This is a genomic window from Stenotrophomonas sp. 364, assembly GCF_009832905.1.
Lineage (GTDB): Bacteria > Pseudomonadota > Gammaproteobacteria > Xanthomonadales > Xanthomonadaceae > Stenotrophomonas > Stenotrophomonas maltophilia_AP.
Genome location: NZ_CP047135.1, coordinates 1,333,247 through 1,357,897, shown reverse-complemented (window position 1 = coordinate 1,357,897; position 24,651 = coordinate 1,333,247). Strand labels below are relative to the sequence as shown.

The window sequence follows — 24,651 nt, the reverse complement described above, 5'->3', positions numbered from 1 at the left end:
TCAGCTGTTCTTCAGCACGATCTGGTACGCCACCACACCGGCCTCGCGGCAACGGTCGATGGCTTTTTCCAAGATCTCGAAGAACTCCTTGAGCAGGAACATCTGCAGGTTGTCCAGGCGGCCGGAGTAGATGTCGCGGTACAGCTCGAGCATCAGGCGGTCGGCTTCATTCTCCAGCGAGCGCAGCTTCTCGTTGAGCGCGGTCATCCGGTCCAGGTTCATGTGGCGCAGGTCGTTGACCATCTCCACCACCACGCTGGCGGCCTGCTCGAGCATCGCCGCGCGCGGCGCGAAATCGATGTGCTCCAGGTGGGCGGTGGCCAGCGAGTAGCGGTCGGCGAACTTCTCGACCTGCTTGGGAATCTTGTACAGGGCCGAGCCCAGCGCTTCGATGTCCTCGCGCTCGATCGGGGTCATGAAGCTGTCCACCAGGGCCTGGCTGATCTTGTCCGAGGCGGCACGTTCGCGCAGGCGGGCCAGCTTGAAGGCGTCCAGCGCCGGCTGGCGGTCGGAATCGCGCAGCATGGCGTGCAGCGCCTTTGCGCTGTCCTGGGCGGCCTGGGCAGCCTCGTCCAGCAGGGTGTAGAACTGTTTGCCGGAGCCGAAAATGGTCTGCAGAGAGAACATTGAGAAACCTATTCGCCGTCGAGGAAGGACGGCACCGGGCGGAATTATGACGGTTTGATGTCCATTCCGGGTACTCCCCCCCGTCTTCACACCGCCGAGGGCCTGCCTGAACGACTCTGTTTGCTTCCCTGCCCCGGCCTTTTGTTAAGATGCGCGGGCGCCTTCGGGCGCACTCTATGGACGACGACCCTTACCCCCCGCCGCACCGCCGCGCTCACGCGCCCTACGGTAGCCGCCATCGCTTGAACACGCCCTCCCTGCCACCAACCGGGGACGACGCCCGTGTTTGAACTGATTATTGTCCTGGCCCTGATCCTGCTCAACGGCTTCTTCGCCATGTCCGAGATGTCGGTCATGACCTCGCGCAAGAGCCGCCTCAAGCAGATGGCCGGCACCAGCAAGCGCGCCGCACGCGCGCTGGAATTGTCTGAAAAGCCCGAGAGCTTCCTGTCCACGGTGCAGATCGGGATCACCCTGATCGGCATCCTGACCGGTGTGTTCGGCGGCGAGGCGATCGGCCTGGCCATCGCCGAGTGGCTGCACAGCGTTTTCCCCGCCTTTGCCTATGCCAGTGAAGTAGGCAAGGCACTGGCCGTGGCGCTGATCACCTTCCTGACGCTGATCTTCGGCGAACTGGTGCCCAAGCGGCTGGCGATCACCCGCTCGGAGGACATCGCTGGGCTGGTCGCCTGGCCGATGGGCTGGCTGTCCCGGATCGCCTTCCCGGCGGTGTGGCTGCTGTCGCACAGCACCCGGCTGGTGCTGCGGGTGCTGGGCCTGGGCAAGGACGAGGCCGCATCGGTGACGGAAGAAGAGATCCGCATGCTGGTGGCTGAAAGCCACGAGGCCGGCGTCATCGACGCGCACGAGCGCGACATGATGAACCGGGTGATGCGCCTGGGCGACCGCACTGCCGACAGCCTGATGACCCCACGCAACCGGATCGCCTGGCTGGACACCGTGGCCGACCCGGAGAAGAACATCGCCACGATGCGCGAGAACGAGTTCTCCCGATACCCGGTGTACCGCGACAACGACCAGGACATCGTGGGCGTGCTGGAGGTGAAGAGCCTGGTGACACGCCTGGTGCGCGACGACCATTCGCTGTTCCAGCAGCTGCGCGAGCCGCTGTATGTGTCCGAATCCACCCATGCGATGAAGCTGCTGGAGATCTTCCGCGAGGAACAGCAGTCGATGGCGCTGGTAGTGGACGAATACGGCGAGATCCAGGGCCTGGTCACCATCAGCGACCTGATGGGCGCGGTGGTCGGCCGCCTGCAATCGGTGGAGAACGTGGACGAGGACGCCCTGGTGGTGACCCGCGAGGACGGCTCCTACCTGGTGGACGGTTCGCTGTCGATCGAAGACCTGCGCGAACTGATGGGCAATGCCGAACTGCCCGATGCCGAAGACGGCGATTACTACACGCTGGCCGGCATGTGCATCCACTTCTTCGGGCGCATTCCGCACGCGGGCGAGTATTTCGACTGGGCCGGCTGGCGCATCGAGATCGTCGACCTGGACGGTGCGCGGGTGGACAAGCTGCTGCTGCGCACACTGTCCGAAGAAGAGACCGATGAACTCACCGGCTGATCCGACCCCGCCGGACGCGGGGCGGCCGGCGTACCGCAACGAAGGCATCCGCACGTTGCTGGCGATGTTCGACCACGGCGACCCGGAGGAGCGGCTGCTGCTGGGCAACATCCTGCAGGACCTGCAGCAGAGCGCGTTCGGTGTGTTCCTGTTCGTGGCGATCCTGCCAGCCTTCATTCCGATCCCGGGCGTCGGCGGCGCGGTGAGTGGCCCGCTGATCCTGCTGATCGGCGGCCAGATGCTGTTCGGCCTGCGCCGGCCGTGGCTGCCGAAGTTCATCGCCAACCGCGGCCCGAAGCGCGGCACCATGCACCGTTTCCTGGCCCGTATCGACGGCGCCCTGCGGCGGCTGGACAAGCTGCTGAAGCCGCGCCTGCCCGCCCTGCTGGTGCCGCGACCGGCGCACGCGCTGACCGGCCTGCTGTTGATCCTGGTGGCGCTGCTGCTGTCGCTGCCGATCCCGTTCACCAACTACCTGTTCGGCTTCCAGCTGCTGCTGTTCGCGCTGGCGTTGCTGGAGCGGGACGGCATGCTGATGCTGTTGAACTGGATCGGCGCGCTGGCGGCGGTGCTGTTCTTCGGCTTCAGTTCCGGACAGCTGGTGAGCTATACGGTGGAGCAGGTCCAGCGCTGGTTCTGAGGGGCGCGCCGACAGGCGCCGACCAACGGTCGGGGCCTGCCTGTGTTTCGGGGTGCGCCTGCTGCGCGCCGACCCACGGTTGGGGCCTGCCTGTGATTAGGGGTGCGCCTGCTGCGCGCCGACCCACGGTCGGGGCCTACCTGCGTTGCGGGGTGCGCCTACTGCGCCGGCCAACGCTCAGGGCTAACTCCGGGTAGAGCCGACCGTTGGTCGGCTGCCCGGAAATCGCCCGGCACTCACGCCCCGGGCTTGAGATCCACCGTACCGGTGTCGGACAACGCGCCCGGGTCATCGGTGACGGCCGACAATACGAAATACAACGCGCTGCCAAGCAGGCCGCCGGGGCCGTCCCAGTACTCGGCCGATTCGGCGCTGACATGGATCAGGCGCAGGTTCGGGTCGTCCTTGCCACCGGGGAAGAACAGCTTCATCGCCGGCGACCACAGTTCCTCGATCTTCGCGCGGTCATCGACGATGCGCGCGGTGCCGGCGACCGACACGTAGGTGTTGCCCGAGGGCGAGGAATAGGACACGTTGACGCGCGGGTTGAGCGCGATCTCAGCCACCTTGGGGCTGTCGGCTTCGGTGGCGAACCAGAGGTCGCCATCGAACTCGACTTCCTGCGTGCCGAGCGGACGGCTGTAAAGCCGGCCGTCGACACCGACGGTAGTGAACATGGCGATGTCGACATCGCGGATCATGCCCGCCAGTTGTTTGATGTGCTGTTGTCGGTCGTGTTCTGCCATGGGGTGACTCCTGAAACGGGAGCCCCCATCACAGCCGATCGGCAGCCACGGCAGCGTGAACCGCGCGGTCACGCAACCTTCGCGCGCACTCGCAACGCTGTCCCTACGCGTTGGCCTTCCACGCCTGCATCGCCAGCCCGAACGAGCGCTTGCGCGCGCCATGATCGAAGATGTTGGCGGTGAGCAGCAGTTCGTCGGGCTTGTGGCGCGCCGCGAACGCGGCCATGCCCTCGCCCACCTGGCGCACGTCACCGACCACCGCACACGCCAGCGCGTTCTGAACGCCCAGCTTCTCATGCGGCTGCCAGAAGTCTTCGATGTCGTCGATCGGCGGCGGAATCAGCCCCGGCTTGCCGCGCCGCAGGTTGACGAAGCTCTGCTGCTGGGTCGTGAACAGACGCTTGGCCTCCGCCTCGGACTCGGCCGCCACCACGTTGATGCCCAGCACCGCGTATGGTGCCTCCAGGTACTGCGAGCGGCGGAACTCGCGGCGGTACACCGCCAGCGCCTCGTCCATCGCATCGGGCGCGAAGTGCGACGCGAACGCGAACGGCAGGCCCATCGCGGCGGCCAGGCGCGCGCTGAACAAGCTGGAGCCCAGCAGCCACACCGGCACCGGGATGCCGGCACCAGGCACCGCACGCACCGCCTGGCCGGTCTGGGCCGGTTCGAAGTAATGCAGCAGTTCGCGCACGTCCTGCGGGAACTGGTCGGCGCTGTCGAAGTAGCGGCGCAGGGCGCGCGCGGTGGGCTGGTCGGTGCCGGGCGCGCGGCCCAGCCCCAGGTCGATGCGATCGGGGTAGAGCGAGGCCAGCGTGCCGAACTGCTCGGCCACCTGCAGCGGCGAATGGTTGGGCAGCATGATGCCGCCGGCGCCTACGCGGATACGCGTGGTGCCGCCGGCCACGTGGCCGATCAACACGGCGGTGGCGGCGCTGGCGATACCGGGCATGTTGTGGTGTTCGGCCAGCCAGTAGCGGTGGTACCCCCAGCCTTCGGCATGCTGGGCCAGGTCCAGCATGTTGGCGAAGGCCTGGGTGGTGTCACTGCCCTCGCAGACGGGGGCCAGATCAAGAATCGACAGTTGCATGGAGGGGTTCCGTCCAGGAGTCATCCCTTCCAGATGGGGCTGGCCACCGCCCGCCGCCAGTGCCGGTGGCGGGATGCTGATTCCTGCGGTTCGGGTTCGTGAGGGCGCTACCCGGCCGCCGGTAGCGCCGCGCCCTGCCCGCCGAGCGGCGCTCAGGCGGCTTCAGTACCGGGTTGATCCACCAGCGGCTGCAACCGTGCATCCAGCGCCACGCGCTCGTCGAACACGAAGCACCGGCCCTGGTAGCCTTCGCCGCCGACGGCCTCGAAGTACCCCAGGATGCCGCCGTCCAGCTGCAGCACGTTGTCCATGCCATCGTTGCGCATCCACAGCGCGGCCTTTTCACAGCGGATGCCGCCGGTGCAGAAGCTGACCACGGTGCTGTCGCGCAGCGCCTCGCGGTGCGGCGCCAGTGCGTCGGGCAGGTCGGTGAACTTGGTGATCGGCAGCACCAGCGCATCCTGGAAGGTGCCGTACTCGATTTCCTGGGTGTTGCGGGTGTCCAGCATCACCACCGGCTTGCCGGCATCGTCATGGCCCTGGCGCAACCAGCGCTGCACCGTGGCCGGGTCCACCGACGGCGCGCGCGGATACGCGAGCGGCTGGCCGTCGTCGATGCGGAAGCTGATGATCTCCGGCTTGACCTTGGCCTTGAGCCGCGCGAAGGGCTGCATCTGGCTGTAGCTGGTTTTCACCCGCAGCCCGGCAAAGCGCGGGTCGGCGTGGAGGGCAGCGTAGAAATCGGCAATGCCGGTTTCGGTGCCGGCCAGGAACAGGTTGATGCCCTCGCCCGCCACCAGAATGGTGCCGCGCAGGCCGCCCGCGGTGGCGCGCTCCAGCAGCGTGGCGCACAGCGCGGCGGGGTCGGCGATGGGGGTGAAATGGTAGGCGGCGGTATTGGCGATCATCGGCCCATTATAAATGCCGACCGCCCCGATGCCGGGGCCGTGGACGCCGCGGTTCAGCCGCGCAGCAGCACGAACGGCAGGAACACCAGCGCCGCCGCGGCAACCATGCCCAGCAGCACGGCGACCACGAACAGCGGTCGGCGCTGCAGCAGGCTGCCGAAGGTTTCGGCGGTGCCATCACGCAGCGCCGCCTCGCGCTCGGCCCGCACGCGCGCCCCGCGGGCCTCCTGGTAGGGCGCCATCAGGGCCTTGGCGCGCGGCAGGTCCTCATTGTCACGGATCCAGATTCCGCCCCAGGAGATGCCCCACGGGCTGGGTTCGGTGCGGTAATGGGCGATGCCCGCCTTGTCCAGCAGGGCGATCACGTCCTGGATTTCATCGTCCGCGACATTGCGCAGGTTGAGCAGCAGTTTCGACATGCGCCCATGATAGCGCCCGGCGATGCGCTACCCTTGCGTCCCGTTTTTGCGATCCGGAGCCGCCATGCGCCGCCTGCCCTCCTATCTGCTTGCCCCCCTGATGCTGCTGGCGCTTGCCGGCTGCACCCCGCCCGGCCCGCCGCCGGGCGGCAGCATCGCCCGGTTCGAGAAGATCGACACCCAGCCGGGCACCGGCGCCGAGGCCACGCCCGGCAGCAAGGTGACCGTGCATTACACCGGCTGGATCTACGACGAACGCACCGCCGACAAGCACGGCGACAAGTTCGACAGCTCGGTCGACCGTGGCGAACCTTTCAGCTTCGACCTCGGCCAGGGCCAGGTCATCAAGGGCTGGGATGAAGGCTTCGCCGGGATGAAAGTGGGCGGCAAGCGCACGTTGATGATTCCCGCCGAGTACGGCTACGGCGACCGCGGTGCCGGCCCGATCCGGCCCGGTTCGTCGCTGGTGTTCGATGTCGAACTGCTCGACGTCACCCCGCGCTGATTGTCCCGCATGACCGTTTCCAGCACTGCAGCGCGACGCGTGGCGATCATTGGCGGTGGCCCGGCCGGGCTGATGGCGGCCGAAACCGTGCGCGCCGCCGGCCACCAGGTCGATGTGTATGAGGCCAAGGGCTCGCCCGGGCGCAAGTTCCTGATCGCCGGCAAGGGCGGGTTGAACCTGACCCACTCCGATGCGCACGACGTGTTCGTGGCGCGCTACCGCGAGCGGGCCGACGAGGTGGGCGCATGGCTGGCCGATTTCGATGGCCCGGCGCTGCGCGACTGGGCGCTGGGTTTCGGCGTGGCGACCTACGTGGGCAGTTCCGGCCGGGTGTTCCCAGTGGACCGCAAGGCCGCCCCGCTGCTGCGTGGCTGGGTGCGCCGCCTGAAGGAACAGGGCGTGCGGCTGCATGTGCAGCATCGCTGGACCGGCTGGGCCGACGACGGCGCCCTGCGCTTGGAGACGCCCGACGGCGAGGTGACCGTGCAGGCCGATGCCGTGGTGCTGGCGATGGGCGGAGGCAGCTGGCCACAGCTCGGTTCGGATGCGGCCTGGGTGGCACCGCTGGCCGCACGCGGGATTGAGATGGCGCCGCTGCAACCGGCCAACTGCGGGTTCGACGTCGACTGGACCGCGTACTTCCGTGAGCGCCAGGCAGGTGCACCGTTGAAGCCGCTGGTGGCCCACTGGGTCGGGCTGGATGGACAACCGCGCACGCTGCAGGGCGAGTGCGTGATCAGCGCCGACGGCATCGAAGGCAGCCTGGTCTATGCGATGGCCGCCGACCTGCGCGACACCCTCGCCCGCGATGGCGCGGTGACGCTGCATCTGGACCTGCTGCCCGGGCAGACCGAGGCGCAGCTGCTGGACAAGCTGCAGCGCCCCCGCCAGGGCCGCAGCTTCGGTGAACACCTGCGCCGCCAGCTGGGCCTGGGCGGGGTCAAGTCGGCGCTGCTGTTTGAAGTGCAGGGCAAGGACGCCGGCCAATTGCCTGCCGAACGCATCGCCGCCGCGCTGAAGCGGCTGCCACTGTCGCTGCTGCGCCCGCGCCCCATCGCCGAAGTGATCAGCACCGCCGGCGGCGTCCGCCTGGAGGCGCTGGACGCGCAGCTGATGCTGCGCGACCTGCCGGGCACGTTCTGCGCCGGCGAGATGCTGGATTGGGAAGCACCCACCGGCGGCTACCTGCTGACCGCCTGCTTTGCCAGCGGGCTGCGCGCCGGGCGCGGCGTGATCACGTACCTGCAGACCCGGTAAGCGGGACGCGTTGAAACGCCGGTAACGGGCGCCGTGGACCCGGTAGTGCCGGCCGCTGGCCGGCTCCACGCATATCCATGGACACCACGAAGAGCCGGCCAGCCGCCGGCACTACCGGGTCAGGGGCGTTGCATGCGCACCGAAGCGAGCGGGATGCCGCTGGGATGCGGGTAGCTTTCCTCACGTAGCGCCCGGAAACCGCAGCGCTGGTAGAACGGGACGGCGTTGAGCGAGGCCGACAGCAGCAGCGGACGCGCCGGGTCGGCCATGGCCTGCAGAGCCTGCATCAGCACCTGGCCGATGCCGCGCCCGCCACAGTCGGGGTCGACGAACAGCGCATCGATTTCATTGCCTGCCGTGTCGAGGATGCCGTACCCCAGTAGCTGCCCTGCCCCGTCCTCGGCCACCAGGCAGCCGCCCCGTGCGATCAGCCCAGCGTACTGCGCCGGCGGCGGCGAGGCCGCCCACGGCGCGATCACCTCGGGCGGGTACGCCGTGCTGCACAGCTCACGCACGCAGCGGGTGCGCAGCGCCCACAGCCGCTCGGCCTCCTCGGCCTTCCCCACCCGTAGCGCAGGGCTCTGCCCGGCCATCATCGCGACTTGCTCGTGCGCAGCGCCTGGATCCGCGCCGGCGGCTGGAACGAATCGCTGCGCGCGTCGCTCCAGTAATCATGGAACACCGCGTGGTCGGGCACCTGCCGCAGCAGTTCACCCGGCGCCAGGTACCGGTACAACGACGCCAGCGAGCGGATCTCCACCGGCGATACCCGGCGCAGGATGTGCTCCGGGCCCAGTTCGGACGGGTGGTTCAAGCCAGCCGCGCACAGCAGGTCGCGCAGCGCGCGCACGGTGTTGTCGTGGTAGCTGTGCACGCGGGTGGCCTTGTCGGCCGCGTCCAGATGCCGCCAGCGGTGCGGGTCCTGGGTGGCGATACCGGTGGGGCATTTGTCGCTGTGGCAACTCAGGGACTGGATGCAGCCCAGCGCAAACATGAAACCGCGCCCGGCATTGCACCAGTCCGCGCCCAGCGCGATGGTGCGCGCAATCTCGAAGGCACTGGTGACCTTGCCGGCCGCGCCCACCTTGATCCGGTCGCGCAGGTCCAGGCCGACCAGCGTGTTGTGGACCAGCAGCAGCGCCTCGTGCATCGGCACGCCCACGTGGTCGATGAACTCGGCCGGTGCCGCGCCGGTGCCGCCTTCGGCACCGTCGACCACGATGAAGTCCGGCAGCAGCTGGGTCTCGTGCATCGCCTTGGCAATGCCGAACCACTCCCACGGATGGCCGATGGCCAGCTTGAAGCCGACCGGCTTGCCACCGCTCAGCTCGCGCAGCCGCGCCACGAACTGCAGAAGCTCCACCGGCGTGCTGAACGCCGAGTGCTTGGACGGCGACACGCAATCCACGCCCATCGGTACGCCACGGGTGACCGAGATTTCCGCGCTGACCTTGGCCGCCGGCAGGACGCCGCCATGGCCGGGCTTGGCGCCCTGGGACAGCTTGATCTCGATCATCTTCACCTGGTCGGTGTTGGCATTGGCCACGAACTTCTCTTCACTGAAACCACCCGCGTCATCGCGGCAGCCGAAGTAGCCCGACCCGATCTCCCACACCAGGTCGCCCCCCATCTCGCGGTGATAGGGCGAGATCGAGCCCTCGCCGGTGTCGTGGTAGAAACTGCCGCGGCGCGCGCCTTCGTTGAGGGCGCGGATCGCGTTGGCCGACAGCGAGCCGAAGCTCATCGCCGAAATGTTGAACACGCTGGCCGAATACGGCTTGGCGCAATTGGGGCCGATCAACACGCGGAAATCGCTGTGCGCGATCTCGGTGGGCGCCAGCGAGTGGTTGATCCACTCGTAGTCCACCGCATAGGTGCTGCGCAGCGTGCCGAACGGCACCACGTCCATTTCATTCTTGGAGCGCTGGTAGATCAGCGCGCGCTGCTGCCGCGAGAACGGCACGTCCTCCAGGTCGCTCTGCACGAAATACTGGCGGATTTCCGGGCCGATCGACTCGAGCCCGTAGCGGAAATGCGCCATCACCGGGTAGTTGCGGCGCAGCGTGCTGCGCTTCTGCAACAGGTCCCAGGTGCCGAGCACCACCAGCGCGAGGGTGGTGCCGACGCCCCAGTACCAGGCGGGCCATATCGTGGCCAGCCACAGGCAGACCGGCAACAACAGGATGGCGAGCACGTAGACCAGGTAACGATGCATGGCTTTCCTCGATCAATAACGCATTCGAGTCTACAACCGGTCGTCGACAACGTCCCGTGGCCAGACCGATTTGACGTCGTACACCACTCCGTTGGGGGTGAGCAGCGCGCGGATGGTGGCCGCATCGAACGCACGGAACTCGTCGTGGGCCACGGCCAGCACCACGGCATCGAACGCGCCGGGATCGGCCCGCTCCACCCAGTGCACGCCGCTGCCTGCCAATACCGCCGGCCCCACCCACGGGTCCTGCACGTCCACCCGCGCACCGGCCGCCTGCAGCGACTGCGCCAACTCCAGCGCGCGGCTGTTGCGCAGGTCCGGGCAGTTTTCCTTGAAGGTCACGCCAAGCACCAGGATGCGCGCAGCGTCCGGCGACGTGCCACGCCCCGCCAGCAGCGCCAGCACGCGCTGGGCCACATGTGCGCCGACCCGGTTGTTGACCTGCCGCGCGGTGTGGATCAGGTCCGGGTGGTAGCCTACGCTTTCGGACTTGTGCAACAGGTAATAGGGATCCACGCCAATGCAATGGCCGCCGACCAGGCCCGGCCGGAACGGCAGGAAGTTCCACTTGCTGCCCGCTGCATCCAGTACGTCCTGGGTATCGATGCCGAGCCGGTCGAAGATCAGCGCCAGCTCGTTCACCAGCGCGATGTTGACGTCGCGCTGGATGTTCTCGATGACCTTGGCGGCCTCGGCCACGCGGATCGACGGCGCCGGCCACGTGCCGGCCGTGATGATGGTCGCGTACAGCGCATCGACCTGCGCGGCGATCTCGGGGGTCGAACCGGACGTGATCTTGCGGATGTCGGGCAGGCGGCGCTGGCGGTCACCGGGGTTGATCCGCTCGGGACTGTAGCCGCAATGGAAATCGTGGTTGAAGCGCAGCCCGGAACCGGCTTCCAGCAGCGGCACGCACACTTCCTCGGTGGTCCCCGGGTAGACGGTGGATTCGTAGATCACCAGGTCGCCCGGCTTGAGCACGGCGGCGATCAGCGACGAGGCGCTGCGCAACGGCCCCAGGTCCGGCTGCTCCAGTGCATCGATCGGCGTGGGCACCGTCACGATGTAGATGGTGCACGCGGCCAGCGCGGCGGGATCAGCGGTGTAACGGGCGTGCCGGGCGGCGGCAAGCTCGTGCGGTTCCATTTCCAGCGTGTGGTCGTGGCCGCGCTGGAGCTCCTCGACGCGCGCGTGGTCGATGTCGAAACCCAGTGTTGGCTGGCGGGCGCCGAACGCGACCGCCAGCGGCAGACCGACGTAGCCAAGACCGATCACCGCGATACGTGGCGCATCCGCAGCGCCTGCCCCAACGACCATCAGCCGCGCCCCTGAGGTAGGCAGCAGGTGCAGGTGGGGGGCGGCAATGGGGCGGAAGGACTCATGGGGGCGGCGCCGGGAAACGAATGGCACAGCCTAACGCGGGAAGCCGCATGCCACAAAGAACAAAGCCGCCGTCCGCGGAGAGTACGGACGACGGCCAACAAAATGGTCCAGCTGCGGTTACTACCCTTTCAGACAGCCTGGCGGAGTTTCCGCAGGACCGGTCACAGCTGGTAGGAAGATAGTAGGCGCGGACCCGTGATGTTCTTGTTACGGCAAACGAACAGTTGCGTTACGAGCCCAGCATCACGGCGGCCGGTTCCAGTTCACCCGATACCCCGGTCCACAATTCAAGCAGGCGGGCGAACCCTACCCGGCCCTGGCCAGCGATCGGCGCTGCGGGAATGAAGCCCTCCCACGCGGTCTCGATCATGCCGGTGAGCACCTGCGGCTCGATGGCCGCCGACGCCATCGTCCAGCGGGGGAAGTAGCGGGTCAGTACCGCCCCACGCGCCAGTTCGCGCAGGAAAAGATGGCTGCGCGCATTGAGCACACGCTGGTACACCGAATCGACGCCGTCTTCGGGACCCTCGAAATACTGCAGGAAACGGGTGCCATCGAACATCAGCACGCCAGTGACCCCGGCCACCTTGTTGAAGCTTGTCGCCGCGGCAAGGATACGATCGATATCCGACGCTTGAATCCCTTCGAAGGCGACGCTGGTGTAGGCGATCGCACGCAACGGCATGCAGTCAGAACTCCCCTGAGAACTGCTTGGACTATGCCACGAACCTGCATGTGTAGATAGATGATGACGGGGCGCCACGGCACCGGCAGGCGTGCGTCCGTGTGTCGCAGGCTCAGGGCGCCTGGACCTCGAACCCGGCCTGCTCCAGGCGCGCCAGATAGCCACCGGGCTGCACCAGCAACGCCACCGGCACCACCGCGAAGGTGGTTGCGTTGCGCCGCAGCGCGGCCCGCGCCATCTGCACCCATTTGTCCGCCGCCTGCTTGTCCACCCCGGCCAGGCCACGACGCCGCCCGACCTCGCTGTCGGCAATCGCCCCCACGCAGGCGTCGTACTGGCTCTGCACCGCCAGTTGCTGCAGCGCCTCGGTGTCGCCTACGGCCCAGGCATTGGCCCGCTCCACGAGCAGCGGCAGCTGGTGTTCCACCACATCCAGGGTGCGCTGGAAGCAGGCGACATCGGCCAGCGTGCTGCCCCGCATTTCCTTCAGCGCCGCGCGCGGGTCCTCCACCCGGATCGCCACCCGGGTCGGCACCGGCTTCAGGCCTCGTGCCTTGTAGGCCTTCTCCAGCACGCGGGTCACCGGCGTGCCGCCCCCGAGCCCCACCGACTTCAACGCATCGCCATACAGGCGTGCAGCCGCCACCAGCGGCCGGTCCTTTTCCACGCCGCGGTCGCGCCCCATGTAGCGCTGCTTGAGCGGCAGCCAACGCGCATACAGCGCCGCCGGCAGGATCTCGTCCAGGCGCCGGCCCTGCGGATCGTGCGCGGCCTTCATCGCCGAGGGCAGCAGGGTCAGTCCCTTGAACACGCCGATATCGGCATCGACCTTCCAGCCGGGCGGCCCCAGCACCTCATCGGCGCTGGCGATCACCGCCTGCACTTCATCCGCGCGCCAATCCAGCTTGGCCGGCAACGGTGACACCGTGCCCAGAATCCAGAGTGCATGGCCATCGCTGCCGGTCACCTTCCACATGCCGGGACCGGGCTGCACACCGGATACCACCACCGGCGCCAGATCGACCACCGTCGGCCCACCCGTAGGGGCCTGGGCCTGCGCGCCGGCCGCGCACCACACCGCCATCGCCAGTACCGCCACCGCCTTCCCTGCCCGTGCCGCGCTCGCCATGCTGCCTTGCCTGTGTTGGGGTCGAACGCAGCCTACGGGGACAGCGGCGCGTCTGCGTAAAGTTTGCGTTTGGCCGCTGCCCGCATAATGCAGCCATCGGTCCCCAGGAGAATGCGCCATCGATACCCTTCGCAGTGCCGAGGCGCTCGCGCGCCGCGCCCATGCCAGCCAGATCGACAAGGCCGGCCACCCGTACATCGGTCATGTCGCGCGTGTGGCCGCGCGCGTGCGTGGCGACGCTGACGCCGAAGCGGTGGCCTGGCTGCACGACGTGGTGGAAGACTGCCCGGACTTCGCGGCCGAGGTGGACCTGTTCCCCGCCCATATCCGTGCGGCGGTCGCCTGCCTTACCCGGCGCAAGGAGGTACCCGCAGACGACTACTACGCCGCCATTGCGCGCAACCCGCTGGCGCGGAAGGTCAAGCTTGCCGACATTGCCGACAACAGCGACCCGGCGCGGCTTCAGTACCTGCCGGTGGAGGTGGTGCAGCGGTTGACGCAGAAGTACGCGCACGCCCTGCTGGCCCTGGGCGCGGGGCCGCTACCCGCCTCGCGCTGACCGGTCCGGTCAACCGCTCGCGACGCGATCCGCAGGCACGCCTTTTAGGCAGCCGCCCAGCCCCAGCGCGTCGAACCGGCCGCGATCCGGCACCGCGCCCTGCGTGACCAGCACGCACAGCACCTGCGAAAAGTGCGTCGCGTCGCCCACGTAGTCGCGCAGCCGCAGCACCGCCTCGGGCGTGTGGCGCAGCACATGCTGGCCGTAGTGCATCAGCACAAGGCGAGACACCAACCCCGCCGCCGGATTCGCCTGGGGTGAGGTGGCATCGATCAGCACGTCGAAAATCCGCGTTTCGTCGCCCCGCAGGGTCGCCAGGAAGACATCCGGATGCGCCAAGGCGGCATGCGGTTCGTCCAGGGCCAGGCGCCAGGGCTGCGGCGCTGGCGTTTCCAGCCAGCGCACCCAGCCCAGGTGGAACGCGCGGACCACCTGCAGGAACGGTGCGAAACGCCGGCCTGGGCGTACCAGGCAGTCATGCATCGCACCGACGGCAACCGACAGCGGGTGCGGGCCCAGCCGCTCGGCATGGAACAGCAGGTGTCCTTCGCCGAACTGGAGGCGGTCCCGCGTTTCATCATCGATGTCCAGCTCGAACAGCAGGAAGTACAGCGCGTTCTGGCGCAGCGCCAGGTGCTCGTCTGTCTGCTGCGTCAGCGTCAACAGGTGCAGCACGTGGCCGAACAGAGCGTAGTCCTTGTTGCTGCGCTGCCCGGCGTCGACGGCAAACAGGTTCGCCGCCCGCGTCAGCATGAGCAGCAGCGCATGCATATCGGCCTCGGTGTAGCCACGGTCGCGCATGCGACGCGCCAACGCGGGCACCCGGATCACGTCGTGCCAGCGCACCAGTGCGATCGCCCGGCCACGGTGGTCCCGGGCCGACAGGTGCCAACGCCCGGGCTGCCCATCATCCTCGACATGGAACAGCGGCCCCGGTCCGCGTGCAGGCGGCACCCCCTGCACGAACGCGGCGATGCGCTGGTTGAACAGAGCGTCCAGGCGCATCACTGCGTGGCGCGCCCGGTCAAACACCGGCGAAGGTCATTCACCGACGTCGCGCGCGTCCGGCGCCTGCCGGTACGGCTCTTCGAACGGGCGGAAGTCGTGTTCGGCCAGCGCGCCCGCCACCCACTGCTGCACGCCCTGCAGCGCCAACACTGCGTCCATGTAGCGCTGCACGCGTGGGCTGACCGGCACCGCATAGGTCGTCAGGCGCATCACCACGGGCGCGAAGAAGGCATCGGCGATGCTGAACCGGTCGAACAACAACGGGCCGTCGTGGCGCGCCAGCAGGTTTTCCCACAGTGCCTGCAGGCGTTGCAGGTCTTCCACCACGGCCGGCTGCTCGCGCAGCACGCGTGCACCCACCTCCGGCAGCGACGCCTCGATGTTCATCGGGAAATGCTGGCGCAGCGCGCCGAATCCGCTGTGCATGTGCGCGCACACGCTGCGCGCCAGGGCACGCGCCTCCACCGCCTGCGGCCACAGCGCGCGCTCGGGGAAACGTTCGGCCAGGTACTCGGCAATCGCCAGCGTGTCCCACACCACCAGGTCGCCATCCACCAGCACCGGCACCGTACCCGACGGCGACAGCGCCATGGCCTGCCGCTTGAACTGCGAGCCGGGCTCGAAGCTGTCGAACCGCAGCAGCACTTCATCGAACGGAATATCCGCCTGGGTCATCAGTACCCACGGACGCATCGACCAGGACGAGTAGTTCTTGTTGCCGATATGGAGCGTAAGCATGGCGGCGGCGCAGGCTGGCAAGGGAGCGCCCATGCTAACGGTATTCGGCGTGGACCCGGCGGCGTTGCGCCGCCTGTCCAGCGTTGGTGCCCGGAGCCGGAATCGAACCGGCATGGAGTTGCCTCCGGCGGATTTTAAGTCCGATGCGTCTACCAGTTTCGCCATCCGGGCAACGCGGGGCATAGGGTGCCTGATCGGGCCCGGTTTGGGAATGCGCAGGGCATTTCAGAGGTCCGGCATCAGCACCTGAGACGGGTCATCGGGGTGGTACAGGATGCGCGCGCGCTCATGGGATACCCGGGGCAGGTCCAGCAGGCTCACCACCTTGCGCACGGTGGCCATGTGGGTGCTGCCCAGCCGGTCCTCGAAGGCCAGCTGGAACTCCAGCTCCGGCTGGGCGTTGACCTCGGTCCCCGTCTGGCGCACGTGCAGCACCCGGGCCTCGACCCCGATGCCGCGGTAGTTCAGGGCGTCGGCGCGCCGGTCGATGCCCACCATGCGGGTGAACACGCGGCCCAGCACCAGATAGCCGCACAGGCAGGCCGGCATGACCAGCAGCGGATGCCACGGAGCCAGGAAGGTCCAGCCCTGCCCGTTTCCCTGTCCCGGGTCGTTCCAGCACCAGGCGTAGTAGGCGGCAAGCGCGCCCAGCAGCAGCACCCCGATCAGCGCGCGGCGCAGCAGTCGGCCCCGGTCGACCTCCGGCATGGCCCCTTCCAGCACCACATTGGGATACCCGCCCGGATCGGCGCTGAGCAGCGCATCGAGTTGATTGTCGGTCACAAAGCGCTGCAGCTGCGGTTGGCTGTCCACCGCCAGCAGCTGGTCCTGGATGGGCGTACCGGACAGATTGTCGAAGGCCAAGGTCAGGTTCCACACGCGCCACCCCCGCAGCATCCGCCCGGTATCCTGCGCCTGCACCACGCGTGCGCGGCGGCGGATCGCCGCACGCTGGATCGCCCGGGTGCGCGCCTGTGCGCGGAACGGCGCCCGCAGCAGCGTATGCACGTAGGCCGCCGCCAGCAGCCCCCACAGCAGGATCGACAGCCCCAACCACACGAGGGCAACGGCAGGCGACGTGCGGTCGACCGCATCGACCGGGTAGCCGATGCTGTAGTACAGGATGCACGGGAACGGAAGAGCGAAAAACAGCAGGTACGCCGCCCAGAAATACAGCATCTTCTTCATGCAGCACTCCACTGGCCAAGGCCAGCGGAGCGTACTACACGCGCATCACCGCGCCGGTGACACCGCCCTCAGATGGCGCGCGAGTAGCGTACCGGTTGGTCCGGCCGTGCCAGGTAGCGGTCGAAGCACATCGCCAGCAGACGCAGCAGCGGGCGGCCGCGTTCGGTGGCGCGCACCACGCCGTCGACATACTCAGCCAGACCGTCGTGCTGCAAGGCCTGCAACGCCACCAGCGCATCGGCGAAATAGCGGTCGAAATCCAGCCCGTGGCGCATGGCCAGCGCGCGACCATCCACCTCGCCCTGGCACATCAGCTGGCCAATCAGTTCGGCGCGCACCACATCATCTGCATCCAGCTGCAGGCCGCGCCATACCGGCAACCGCCCTGCGTCCACCGCCGCTTCCCAGCCCGGCAGGTCGCGCGGATTCTGGCTGTAGCTGTCGCCGATATGGCTGATGGCGCTGGCGCCGAGTCCGACCAGGTCGGTGTCGGCATGGGTGGTGTAGCCCATGAAGTTGCGGTGCAGCTGGCCCGCACGCTGCGCCTGCGACAGGTCTTCGTCGGGCAGCGCGAAATGGTCCATGCCCACGTACTGGTACCCGGCCAGCGACAGGCGCCGCACCGCCAGCCCCAACAGGGCCAGCTTCTGCTCAGGGCTGGGCAGCGCCGCATCCGGAATCTGCCGCTGCGCCTTGAACAGGTGCGGCAGGTGCGCATAGCCATACACAGCCAGCCGGTCCGGCCGCTCGCGCAGCACGGTTTCCAGGGTCTGCGCGAAGCCGGCCGGGGTCTGGTGCGGCAAGCCGTAGATCAGGTCCACGTTGACCGAGCGCAGCCCGTGCGCACGACAGGCGCGGAGGATGTCCAGGGTCTGCTCGACGCCCTGCTCGCGGTTGATCGCCCGCTGCACCGCCGGGTCGAAGTCCTGGATGCCCAGGCTGGCCCGGTTGAAGCCGAGCGCGGCCAGCGTGGCGATGTCGGCAGGGCTGACGAAACGCGGGTCCAGTTCAATGGAGAAATCACGGTGCGTCGCGGTGCTGAAGCGGAACCGCTCGCGCAGGCCATCCACCAGTTCGCGCAGCTGCGCGGCGGCGAGGAAGTTGGGGGTGCCGCCGCCGAGGTGCAGCTGGATCACCTCGCGCGTGTCATCGAACAACGGCGCGATCTGGTCCGCTTCGCTCAGCACCCGCGCCACGTAAGCCACACCCTTGCTGTGATCGCGGGTAATGACCCGGTTGCAGCCGCAGTAGAAGCACGGGCTACTGCAGTACGGCACGTGCACATACAGCGACAGCGGCCGGGAGCTGGCATTGCTGGCGTCGATGGCCGCACGCAGCTGGTGGGCGCCGAAGCCGTCGTGAAAATGCGGTGCGGCCGGATAGGAGGTGTACCGCGGGCCGGGCCGGTCGTGGCGACGCAGCAGGTCCGGGTCGAAGTGCCAGGCGAGCCCGGCGGCAGCAGGCGAGAGGATATCCATGCCGCCAGCGTGCGCGCAGGCGGCGCCGCGCGCATTGAGCCAGATCAATCCAGGCGCGCGGCACCGGCAATCGGCAACTGCGGCCAGCGCAGCATCTGGAAGCGGCGCCAGAAGGTATCGGCAATCCGGGTAGCCACGTCATCGGCCAAGCGCTGCATCGGCGGGTTGGCGCATTCGGCGGTGGTCTGGCGGAACAGCTGCAGCCAGCGGTCGAACAGGTCGCGGTCCAGCTCGTCCATGGCCATGTGCTTGGGCATCGGGGTACCGCTGAAGCGGCGCGTACCGCGCAGCATGGCCGACCAGAAATCGACCAGCTGCGCCAGGTGCGCATCCCAGTCATGCACGCGTGCGGTGAACACCGGGGCCAGGCGCGGCTCGTCGCGCACACGCGCGTAGAAATCGTGCACCAGCCGGGTGACCTCCTGCTCGCTGCACAGGTCCAGCGATGGCGTGGGCAACGGGGTGGCGGGCGGATGCTGCATGCGGTTTCTCTACGGCCGGAGGGGTGCTGCGCGTGATGAAGAGCATGCGCGCGCAGGAGGTGCGGCGTCTTGATCAGGATCAATGTCGGCGCAGTGGGTGCGCCCTAGTCTGTGAGTCAAACACTGACCGTGGCTGCAATGACCGACCTGCACGACCCACCCGGGGCCCGCCGCCGCCGGCTGTTGATCCAGCAATGGGGCGCCATCCTGTGGCCCAGCTTCGTCGCCGCTGGCCTGGCCAGCATGGTGTTCTTCGCCGTTGTGGACCCGCTGCGGCTGCGCGACATCAGCTTTCCGCACCACGCACTGAGCCGTGAACTGGGCTACACGCTGGGCTTCTTCATGTTCTGGGCGGTAACTGCGGCCGCCAGCGGCGTGACCTGGTACCTGTCCCGGCCACCGCGCCGGGACGATGACGACGAGCAGCTGGGATGACCATGCCAGACCGCCTTCACCTGCATCTGGTCGACCCTGCCCCGCCCTCGCCTCCGCCCCGCAGGCGGCGCCTGCCACGCTGGCGTACATGGCTGTCGGCGAGCCTGCTGGCCGCCTTTTACGCACTGCCGTGGTTGCGCTGGAACGGTCGCCAGGCGCTGCTGTTCGACCTGCCCGGGCGCCGCTTCGACCTGTTCGGGCTGACGCTGTGGCCGCAGGACCTGGGGGTGCTGCTGGGGCTGCTTGCGGTGATGGCTACCAGCCTGGTGCTGTTGACCACCCTGGGCGGGCGGATCTGGTGCGGCCACGGCTGCCCACAGACACTGTGGAGTCGCCTGTTCCGCTGGATCGAGCAGGCCACCGCGCGCCACCTGCACCATCCCGCGCTGGCCCGCGCGGCCAAACACCTGCTATGGGCGGTGGTGGCGCTGTGGACCGGGGTCACCTTCGTGGGCCTGTTCAGCCCGATCCAGGCACTGGTGAACAGCCTGTGGCCGCCGGCCTGGAGCGGCTGGGGAACCTTCTGGGTGGCGTTCTACGCGCTGGCCACCTGGGGCAACGCCGGCTTCCTGCGTCAGCAGGTGTGCATCGACCTGTGCCCGTTCGCGCGGATCTGCCCGAGCCTGTGTGATGAGGACACCCCGCAGGTGCAGTACGACGCACGCCGTGGCGAGCCGCGCGGGCCACGTGCGCCCGGGCTGGGTGCGGTGATGCAGCGCGGCCGCGGCCTGCTCGATGCGGTCAGCGCCAGCGACTACGTCTTTCGTGCCGCGCATCCGGCCCTGGCCGGGCCGATGCCGCGCTTTCCCGCCGACCGGCTGGGCGACTGCGTGGATTGCCGCGCCTGCGTGGACGTGTGTCCGATGGGGTTGGACGTGCGCAGTGGGCCGCACGCGGACTGCATCGCCTGTGGCGATTGCGTGGACGCCTGCAACGCGCAGATGCGCCAATGGCAGTTCCCGACCGGCCTGCTTCGCCATGCCAGCGAGACGCGCATGCACCAGCGTCGCGTACGCTGGCTGCGGACACGCACGCTCACCGCCTTGATCACCCTGCTGGTTCTGCTGGGTGTTGGCGTGCATCGGCTGTAGATCACTGCCCCGCCCCACAAGCGCCATTCCCCGAATGGCACCGGCCCCCCGACCGGAAACTCAGCGCAGGCGGGTACTGCGTGGCGGCACCATCTGCGCGCGCCGCACGATCCCCAACTGCTCGATGATCAACGCCAGTTCGTTGGTGACCTGGGTACGGCTGCGCCCTTTGGGCACCAACCGCTCAAGCACCTGCTGGTAGGTGGTCCAGAATTCCGGGCCGCAGCCATGTTTGCTGTAACTGGCTTCCAGCTCGGTGCGCACGCCATTTGCCAAGTCATGTACGTCGTAGTGCATACGACCTCCCTTGGACTTGCCTTGCATCGGAGACGAGCTACCACCCTGCGTGGTACAGGTTCACTTGCGCTTCACCCAAAATTTGCACGGTCCTCGCACCAAGTCAATCGGCAGGAGGCACGTTGGCGAGGACATCGCTGAATGGTTCAGATGCGCGTCACCCGTTCCGCCCAGGCAGGATGGGCAGGAAATGTTGACAGCGTGATGTCAAAACCGCCGACGCGGCCGGGCTAGGACGCCAGCCGCCAGACCCCGTAGGCGCAGATGGCGATCCCCACGCCAAGCAGCGCCCACACCAGGCCGTTGAAGCGCTTGAGCGCCTTGGCCAGCACCAGCGAGAACCCGATGCCTGCCAGACCGATCGCAAGCCAGAGCACGCCGTGCACGTTGCTGGGTGACGCCCAGAACGAACCGGGCGCCCCGGTGGCGGCAAACAGTTGGGTCAATGTCATGGGCGAACCTGGGAAGTAAACCAGCCTGCATGGTGGTCAACCGATCGTGCCGATGCGGTGAAGACCGGGCCGCCGCAGGCGCCTGGTTTATCCCGCCGCCGTCGGCATGGCAGGGCGCGCGGGCATGGTGTGCGCCAGCAGTTCAAGCAACCGGTCCAGACCGGTGCTTACCGCCGCCCCGTCATTCACCCGGCGTGCAAACCCGGCCCAGTCGCCCGCCGACAACTGGCGGATCAAGGCCGGCTCGACACCCAGCCAGCGCATGCCCCAGAACGGGAAACAGCGCTGGGGCACGCGGCCTCGGCACAGCTCCACGATGGCATGGTGACTGCGTGCCTGGAGGATGCGCTCGTGCACGGCGGCCATGCCGTCCTCCGGGCCTTCGAAGTACTGCAGGAACCGGCCACCATCAAACAACAGCACGCCGGTGACGCCGGCTACGGTGTTGAAGCGGGCAGCATCGTCGACCAACGCATCCAGGGCGGTGCTGGACAAGCCGGCGGGCGCCTCACTGACGTAGGCAATCGCGCGAAGGGGCATGGGCGTGTCCTTGGATGGAAGGAAGATGCTGTCACCTTCAGCCGGGCAGATAAACCACGTCGCTGAAGCGTTCAGATGTGAGGGGACCCGACAAACGATAAAGCCCGCTTTCGCGGGCTTTATGCGTCATCAATTTGGAGGCCTGGACGGGAATCGAACCCATCTCAACGGATTTGCAGTCCGGTGCATAACCACTCTGCCACCAGGCCGGTGACCCTACAGCTTACCGGGAGATGATACCCCGATAAAACAAGACCCCGAGAACGGGGCCTGGTCAGGATTTGGAGCGGGAAACGAGACTCGAACTCGCGACCTCAACCTTGGCAAGGTTGCGCTCTACCAACTGAGCTATTCCCGCAAAATCAGGCGCGTATCTTACCGAAACCGCAGGTAACACACCAGCCTTTTTACACTTTATTTCACATCCCCGTCGGCGCTGCCGATCAGGATGCCCGCGTGCCACCGCGGAGAAAAACAAGGCCCCAAGGGGGCCCTGTCGAAATATGGAGCGGGAAACGAGACTCGAACTCGCGACCTCAACCTTGGCAAGGTTGCGCTCTACCAACTGAGCTATTCCCGCAGACTTTCGCTTGCCCCGGCTGCACCGCACCGTGAAGTGCTGGAGGCTGCCGGCCCATCGACCTGCGTCGAAGGAGCGCTATTGTGTCGGGATTCCTTCACGCCGTCAACATGCTTGTTCATCGGAAAGCGGGGCCGCTACACCCGCATCCCGCGCCGATGGAAATACATCTGCTCGGCCACCCGCCGCATCGCGCCGGAGTGCAGCACCAGATCCAGCGGCCAGTCCATCTGCAGGTGGTCCATCGCCCAGCGCATCAGCCGCTTGCGGCGAAAGGTGGGGGCTGCCTTGCGTGCCACGGTTTCCGGTGGCGGCCCATTGCCACGCAGTCGCAGGCCAGCGGCGTCGCCGATCGCCCAACCGTGCCGCCAGGACGAGTGGATGCCGCCGGCGGACAGCGGCGACACGATACCGGCCGCATCGCCGGTCAGGATCACCCCGGGCGCGGTGATCGGGCCATCCGGCAGGCCGCACGGCACCAGCCCGGCGCGCGTCGCGGTCGCAACCGCTGCCGCCGACAGGCCGACCACGTCGCGTACATGCTGCAGGAATCCCTCCATATCGGGCTGCCGTGCATGGGTCGGATCATGGCGCAGCGCCAGCCCTATCTGCACGCCGGTCGGATTCTGCGCCGCCCAACCGATGTAACCCGGGGCGAAGCGCTTGCTGGCAAAGCAGTGCAGCGCCCCGGCCTCGGCCAGCTGGACGCCAGCAAACTCCTGCTCCACCCCGTACAGATTGTCCTGCACGCGGCCCAGCCCGGTGCGCTGCGCAACGCGTGAGGTGGCACCGTCGGCACCGATCAGGTAGCGCGTGCGCCCTGCCCCCTCCACCCGCCAGCCGTCACCGTCGCGCCGGGCCTGGGTGAACGACTGCTGCAGGCGCAGGTCCACTCCATTGGCGCGCAGTTCGACCGCCAGCCAGCGCAGCAGGTTCGGCGTGTCGGTGGTCATGAAGTAGTAGCCCGGCGCGGCCAGCAGCACGCTACGCAGGCTGGGGGCATACAGCCGCACCCGCTCTACCCGCTGCAGCAGTTCGGCCGGCGCCCGGCCCAGCCAGGTCTGTTCGATGGCCTCTTTGACGATGATGCCGGTGGTGTGCAGTCGCGCACCGGGATCGGCCTTTCTCTCCAGCACGCACACCCGCAGGCCGTACTGGACGGCAGCGAGCGCGCAGGCCGCGCCGGCGAAGCTGGCGCCGACAACGACAAGGTCCCAGTCGTAGGCGGTAGAAGACGTATCCATCAACGGGGTGTCCTGTGCGGTAGAGGTGCACAGGATCGAATGCATGGAGGGGGAGGCAATGAAGTGTCGGTGAAGCGAATATGAAGCGCCGCCTTTCCCCACCGCCATCGCAGTGTGCATGGGAGAATCCGCGTTACGCCGGCGGACCACGCCGTCCCTCATCGAGCGCCATGACCAGCCGCATCTCGCGCACCATCTTTTTCGGCATGGCCACAGTGGTGTCGGCCCTGCTCATCGCCTGCGTGGCGACCCAGCTGGGTTCCAACGCCTGGATGTTGTTGACGGACCGAAGCAACACGCTTCCGACCGAGTCGTCGATCTTCTCGTTCGAGCCCTACGTGATCAACCAGGGGTCATCGAACTACTGGTTGTATGGCAAGGACGGCCGGAACTACTACCACTTCGTCCACCGCGACGACGCCGCCTACGTGTATCTGCCCATCGACAACGCCTGCCCCGGCTTCCAGCGCGACGACATCGGCACCTGGTGCAATGTGCGCATCGGACAACGCCGCTGACGACGCACGCCGTAGATACGAAAAAAGCGACCCGAAGGTCGCTTTTTTCGTCGCCTCACACCGCAGCGAAGTGCCGGTGGATGCTGTGTCTGGAGCGGGAAACGAGACTCGAACTCGCGACCTCAACCTTGGCAAGGTTGCGCTCTACCAACTGAGCTATTCCCGCTTGGGAGGCGAAATTCTACAACCAAATGCGCAGGTGTCAACAGCCCTTACGCATTCTTTTTCGCACGCGCGGTTTCGCGGGCCAGGCGTTCGTCCTCACGCAGGCTCGGCCACGCGGCATGCAGGTACTGCAGGCCCGAGAACAACGTGAGAATCGAAGCGATGGCCAGCGTCCAGTCACCGATGTGGAACACCTGCACGCCCATCCAAATGTCCTGTATCGGCGTATGCGGCGCCACCGAGTACAGCAGGCACAGCAGCGCCACCATCTGCGCGGTGGTCTTGATCTTGCCGATCAGGGCCACGCGCACCTTGGCGCGCTGGCCGATCTCGGCCATCCACTCGCGCAGTGCCGACACGGCGATTTCACGACCGACGATCACCGCCGCCCACACCGCCATCCACGCGGTCGGATGGCCCTGAACGATCAGGAACAGCGCCACGGCCACCATCAGCTTGTCGGCGACCGGGTCGAGGAACGCGCCGAACGCGGACGCCAGGTTATAGCGGCGGGCGATCCAGCCATCCAGCCAATCGGTGATGGCAGCCAGGCCGAAGATCGCCGCGGAGGCGAAATTGGTCCACTTGTAGGGGAGGTAGAACACCAGCACCAGCACCGGGATCATCAGGATCCGCAGCAGGGTGAGCCAGGTGGGGAGGGTCAACTTCATCGCATCTC

Annotated in this window: 28 protein-coding genes and 5 tRNA genes; 8 read left to right on the top strand and 25 right to left on the bottom strand. The window is 67.6% G+C overall.

Annotated elements, in window-relative coordinates:
* The gene (locus tag GQ674_RS06300) at positions 1-627 is read right to left on the bottom strand and encodes a DUF47 family protein (RefSeq protein ID WP_038689176.1); all 627 of its coding nucleotides are present in this window, start codon (positions 625-627) and stop codon (positions 1-3) included.
* A gap of 282 nt (positions 628-909) precedes the next feature.
* Between GQ674_RS06300 and GQ674_RS06295 the strand changes: the two genes are divergently transcribed.
* Together GQ674_RS06295 and GQ674_RS06290 are read left to right on the top strand one after the other, a co-directional pair.
* Entirely contained in the window at positions 910-2,220 is a 1,311-nt protein-coding gene (locus tag GQ674_RS06295; protein WP_128096694.1) for a hemolysin family protein, read from the top strand.
* The gene (locus GQ674_RS06290; RefSeq protein ID WP_159496389.1) at positions 2,204-2,860 is read left to right on the top strand and encodes an exopolysaccharide biosynthesis protein; all 657 of its coding nucleotides are present in this window, start codon (positions 2,204-2,206) and stop codon (positions 2,858-2,860) included. The genes GQ674_RS06295 and GQ674_RS06290 overlap by 17 nt, the downstream gene beginning before the upstream one ends.
* A gap of 236 nt (positions 2,861-3,096) precedes the next feature.
* Here GQ674_RS06290 and GQ674_RS06285 read toward each other — a convergent pair whose 3' ends face one another.
* The 4 genes from GQ674_RS06285 to GQ674_RS06270 all read right to left on the bottom strand — a co-directional run bounded on the left by GQ674_RS06285 (position 3,097) and on the right by GQ674_RS06270 (position 6,023).
* Positions 3,097-3,606 (bottom strand): pyridoxamine 5'-phosphate oxidase family protein, encoded by a 510-nt coding sequence (locus GQ674_RS06285; protein ID WP_128096695.1) that lies wholly within the window; start codon positions 3,604-3,606, stop codon positions 3,097-3,099.
* Between the two features lie 103 nt (positions 3,607-3,709).
* Positions 3,710-4,696 (bottom strand): LLM class flavin-dependent oxidoreductase, encoded by a 987-nt coding sequence (locus GQ674_RS06280; RefSeq protein WP_159496388.1) that lies wholly within the window; start codon positions 4,694-4,696, stop codon positions 3,710-3,712.
* 152 nt (positions 4,697-4,848) lie between these two features.
* Positions 4,849-5,604, bottom strand: coding sequence for a sulfurtransferase (locus GQ674_RS06275; RefSeq protein WP_159496387.1), 756 nt, complete (start codon positions 5,602-5,604; stop codon positions 4,849-4,851).
* A 53-nt stretch (positions 5,605-5,657) separates the two neighbouring features.
* On the bottom strand, positions 5,658-6,023 hold the full coding sequence (locus tag GQ674_RS06270) for a DUF6164 family protein (protein WP_159496386.1): 366 nt from the start codon (positions 6,021-6,023) through the stop codon (positions 5,658-5,660).
* A gap of 64 nt (positions 6,024-6,087) precedes the next feature.
* Between GQ674_RS06270 and GQ674_RS06265 the strand changes: the two genes are divergently transcribed.
* A complete protein-coding gene (locus GQ674_RS06265; RefSeq protein ID WP_128096698.1) occupies positions 6,088-6,528 on the top strand; it encodes an FKBP-type peptidyl-prolyl cis-trans isomerase in 441 nt (146 codons plus the stop codon).
* Positions 6,529-6,537: 9 nt separating this feature from the next.
* A complete protein-coding gene (locus tag GQ674_RS06260; protein WP_159496385.1) occupies positions 6,538-7,785 on the top strand; it encodes a TIGR03862 family flavoprotein in 1,248 nt (415 codons plus the stop codon).
* Positions 7,786-7,904: 119 nt separating this feature from the next.
* Here GQ674_RS06260 and GQ674_RS06255 read toward each other — a convergent pair whose 3' ends face one another.
* From GQ674_RS06255 to GQ674_RS06235, 5 genes are all read right to left on the bottom strand, one after another.
* A complete protein-coding gene (locus tag GQ674_RS06255; protein WP_159496384.1) occupies positions 7,905-8,378 on the bottom strand; it encodes a GNAT family N-acetyltransferase in 474 nt (157 codons plus the stop codon).
* Positions 8,378-10,000, bottom strand: coding sequence for an FMN-binding glutamate synthase family protein (locus tag GQ674_RS06250; protein ID WP_159496383.1), 1,623 nt, complete (start codon positions 9,998-10,000; stop codon positions 8,378-8,380). The genes GQ674_RS06255 and GQ674_RS06250 overlap by 1 nt, the downstream gene beginning before the upstream one ends.
* A gap of 30 nt (positions 10,001-10,030) precedes the next feature.
* The gene (locus GQ674_RS06245) at positions 10,031-11,317 is read right to left on the bottom strand and encodes a nucleotide sugar dehydrogenase (protein ID WP_159496382.1); all 1,287 of its coding nucleotides are present in this window, start codon (positions 11,315-11,317) and stop codon (positions 10,031-10,033) included.
* A 295-nt stretch (positions 11,318-11,612) separates the two neighbouring features.
* Entirely contained in the window at positions 11,613-12,068 is a 456-nt protein-coding gene (locus GQ674_RS06240; protein WP_159496381.1) for a BLUF domain-containing protein, read from the bottom strand.
* A 112-nt stretch (positions 12,069-12,180) separates the two neighbouring features.
* Positions 12,181-13,197 carry a TraB/GumN family protein gene (locus GQ674_RS06235; RefSeq protein ID WP_236546208.1) on the bottom strand — a complete coding sequence of 339 codons (1,017 nt, stop codon included), beginning with the start codon at positions 13,195-13,197 and terminating at the stop codon, positions 12,181-12,183.
* 226 nt (positions 13,198-13,423) lie between these two features.
* On the opposite strand from GQ674_RS06235, the gene GQ674_RS06230 reads away from it, so the two are divergent.
* Positions 13,424-13,756 (top strand): phosphohydrolase, encoded by a 333-nt coding sequence (locus GQ674_RS06230; RefSeq protein ID WP_236546207.1) that lies wholly within the window; start codon positions 13,424-13,426, stop codon positions 13,754-13,756.
* 9 nt (positions 13,757-13,765) lie between these two features.
* Here the strand turns inward: GQ674_RS06230 and GQ674_RS06225 are convergent, their stop codons facing one another.
* The 6 genes from GQ674_RS06225 to GQ674_RS06200 form a co-directional block, all read right to left on the bottom strand.
* On the bottom strand, positions 13,766-14,557 hold the full coding sequence (locus tag GQ674_RS06225) for a hypothetical protein (protein WP_159496380.1): 792 nt from the start codon (positions 14,555-14,557) through the stop codon (positions 13,766-13,768).
* Positions 14,558-14,797: 240 nt separating this feature from the next.
* On the bottom strand, positions 14,798-15,502 hold the full coding sequence (locus GQ674_RS06220; RefSeq protein ID WP_159496379.1) for a glutathione S-transferase family protein: 705 nt from the start codon (positions 15,500-15,502) through the stop codon (positions 14,798-14,800).
* Positions 15,503-15,586: 84 nt separating this feature from the next.
* Positions 15,587-15,673 (bottom strand) — tRNA-Leu (locus GQ674_RS06215).
* 54 nt (positions 15,674-15,727) lie between these two features.
* Positions 15,728-16,690, bottom strand: a complete 963-nt coding sequence (locus GQ674_RS06210; protein ID WP_159496378.1) for a hypothetical protein — start codon at positions 16,688-16,690, stop codon at positions 15,728-15,730.
* A gap of 68 nt (positions 16,691-16,758) precedes the next feature.
* Positions 16,759-18,168: an oxygen-independent coproporphyrinogen III oxidase gene (gene hemN, locus GQ674_RS06205; RefSeq protein ID WP_159496377.1), complete on the bottom strand. Its 1,410-nt coding sequence runs from the start codon at positions 18,166-18,168 to the stop codon at positions 16,759-16,761.
* A 44-nt stretch (positions 18,169-18,212) separates the two neighbouring features.
* The gene (locus tag GQ674_RS06200) at positions 18,213-18,650 is read right to left on the bottom strand and encodes a group III truncated hemoglobin (protein ID WP_159496376.1); all 438 of its coding nucleotides are present in this window, start codon (positions 18,648-18,650) and stop codon (positions 18,213-18,215) included.
* Positions 18,651-18,788: 138 nt separating this feature from the next.
* On the opposite strand from GQ674_RS06200, the gene GQ674_RS06195 reads away from it, so the two are divergent.
* Complete coding sequence (locus GQ674_RS06195; RefSeq protein ID WP_159496375.1) at positions 18,789-19,085, top strand: hypothetical protein; 297 nt, start codon at positions 18,789-18,791, stop codon at positions 19,083-19,085.
* 2 nt (positions 19,086-19,087) lie between these two features.
* A complete protein-coding gene (locus GQ674_RS06190) occupies positions 19,088-20,176 on the top strand; it encodes a 4Fe-4S dicluster domain-containing protein (protein ID WP_159496374.1) in 1,089 nt (362 codons plus the stop codon).
* A gap of 60 nt (positions 20,177-20,236) precedes the next feature.
* Here GQ674_RS06190 and GQ674_RS06185 read toward each other — a convergent pair whose 3' ends face one another.
* The 7 genes from GQ674_RS06185 to GQ674_RS06155 form a co-directional block, all read right to left on the bottom strand.
* Positions 20,237-20,473, bottom strand: a complete 237-nt coding sequence (locus GQ674_RS06185; RefSeq protein WP_128095908.1) for a hypothetical protein — start codon at positions 20,471-20,473, stop codon at positions 20,237-20,239.
* Between the two features lie 230 nt (positions 20,474-20,703).
* Complete coding sequence (locus GQ674_RS06180) at positions 20,704-20,925, bottom strand: hypothetical protein (RefSeq protein ID WP_159496373.1); 222 nt, start codon at positions 20,923-20,925, stop codon at positions 20,704-20,706.
* Positions 20,926-21,012: 87 nt separating this feature from the next.
* A complete protein-coding gene (locus GQ674_RS06175) occupies positions 21,013-21,465 on the bottom strand; it encodes a BLUF domain-containing protein (protein WP_159496372.1) in 453 nt (150 codons plus the stop codon).
* 135 nt (positions 21,466-21,600) lie between these two features.
* Positions 21,601-21,674 (bottom strand) — tRNA-Cys (locus tag GQ674_RS06170).
* Positions 21,675-21,747: 73 nt separating this feature from the next.
* A tRNA-Gly gene (locus tag GQ674_RS06165) sits at positions 21,748-21,823 on the bottom strand.
* Positions 21,824-21,969: 146 nt separating this feature from the next.
* Positions 21,970-22,045 (bottom strand) — tRNA-Gly (locus tag GQ674_RS06160).
* Positions 22,046-22,182: 137 nt separating this feature from the next.
* Positions 22,183-23,289 carry an NAD(P)/FAD-dependent oxidoreductase gene (locus GQ674_RS06155; RefSeq protein WP_159496371.1) on the bottom strand — a complete coding sequence of 369 codons (1,107 nt, stop codon included), beginning with the start codon at positions 23,287-23,289 and terminating at the stop codon, positions 22,183-22,185.
* A 170-nt stretch (positions 23,290-23,459) separates the two neighbouring features.
* On the opposite strand from GQ674_RS06155, the gene GQ674_RS06150 reads away from it, so the two are divergent.
* Positions 23,460-23,807, top strand: coding sequence for a hypothetical protein (locus tag GQ674_RS06150; protein ID WP_236546206.1), 348 nt, complete (start codon positions 23,460-23,462; stop codon positions 23,805-23,807).
* Between the two features lie 90 nt (positions 23,808-23,897).
* Here GQ674_RS06150 and GQ674_RS06145 read toward each other — a convergent pair.
* A tRNA-Gly gene (locus GQ674_RS06145) sits at positions 23,898-23,973 on the bottom strand.
* Between the two features lie 46 nt (positions 23,974-24,019).
* A complete protein-coding gene (gene pgsA, locus GQ674_RS06140; protein ID WP_159496370.1) occupies positions 24,020-24,643 on the bottom strand; it encodes a CDP-diacylglycerol--glycerol-3-phosphate 3-phosphatidyltransferase in 624 nt (207 codons plus the stop codon).
* Between the last annotated feature and the right edge of the window lie 8 nt (positions 24,644-24,651).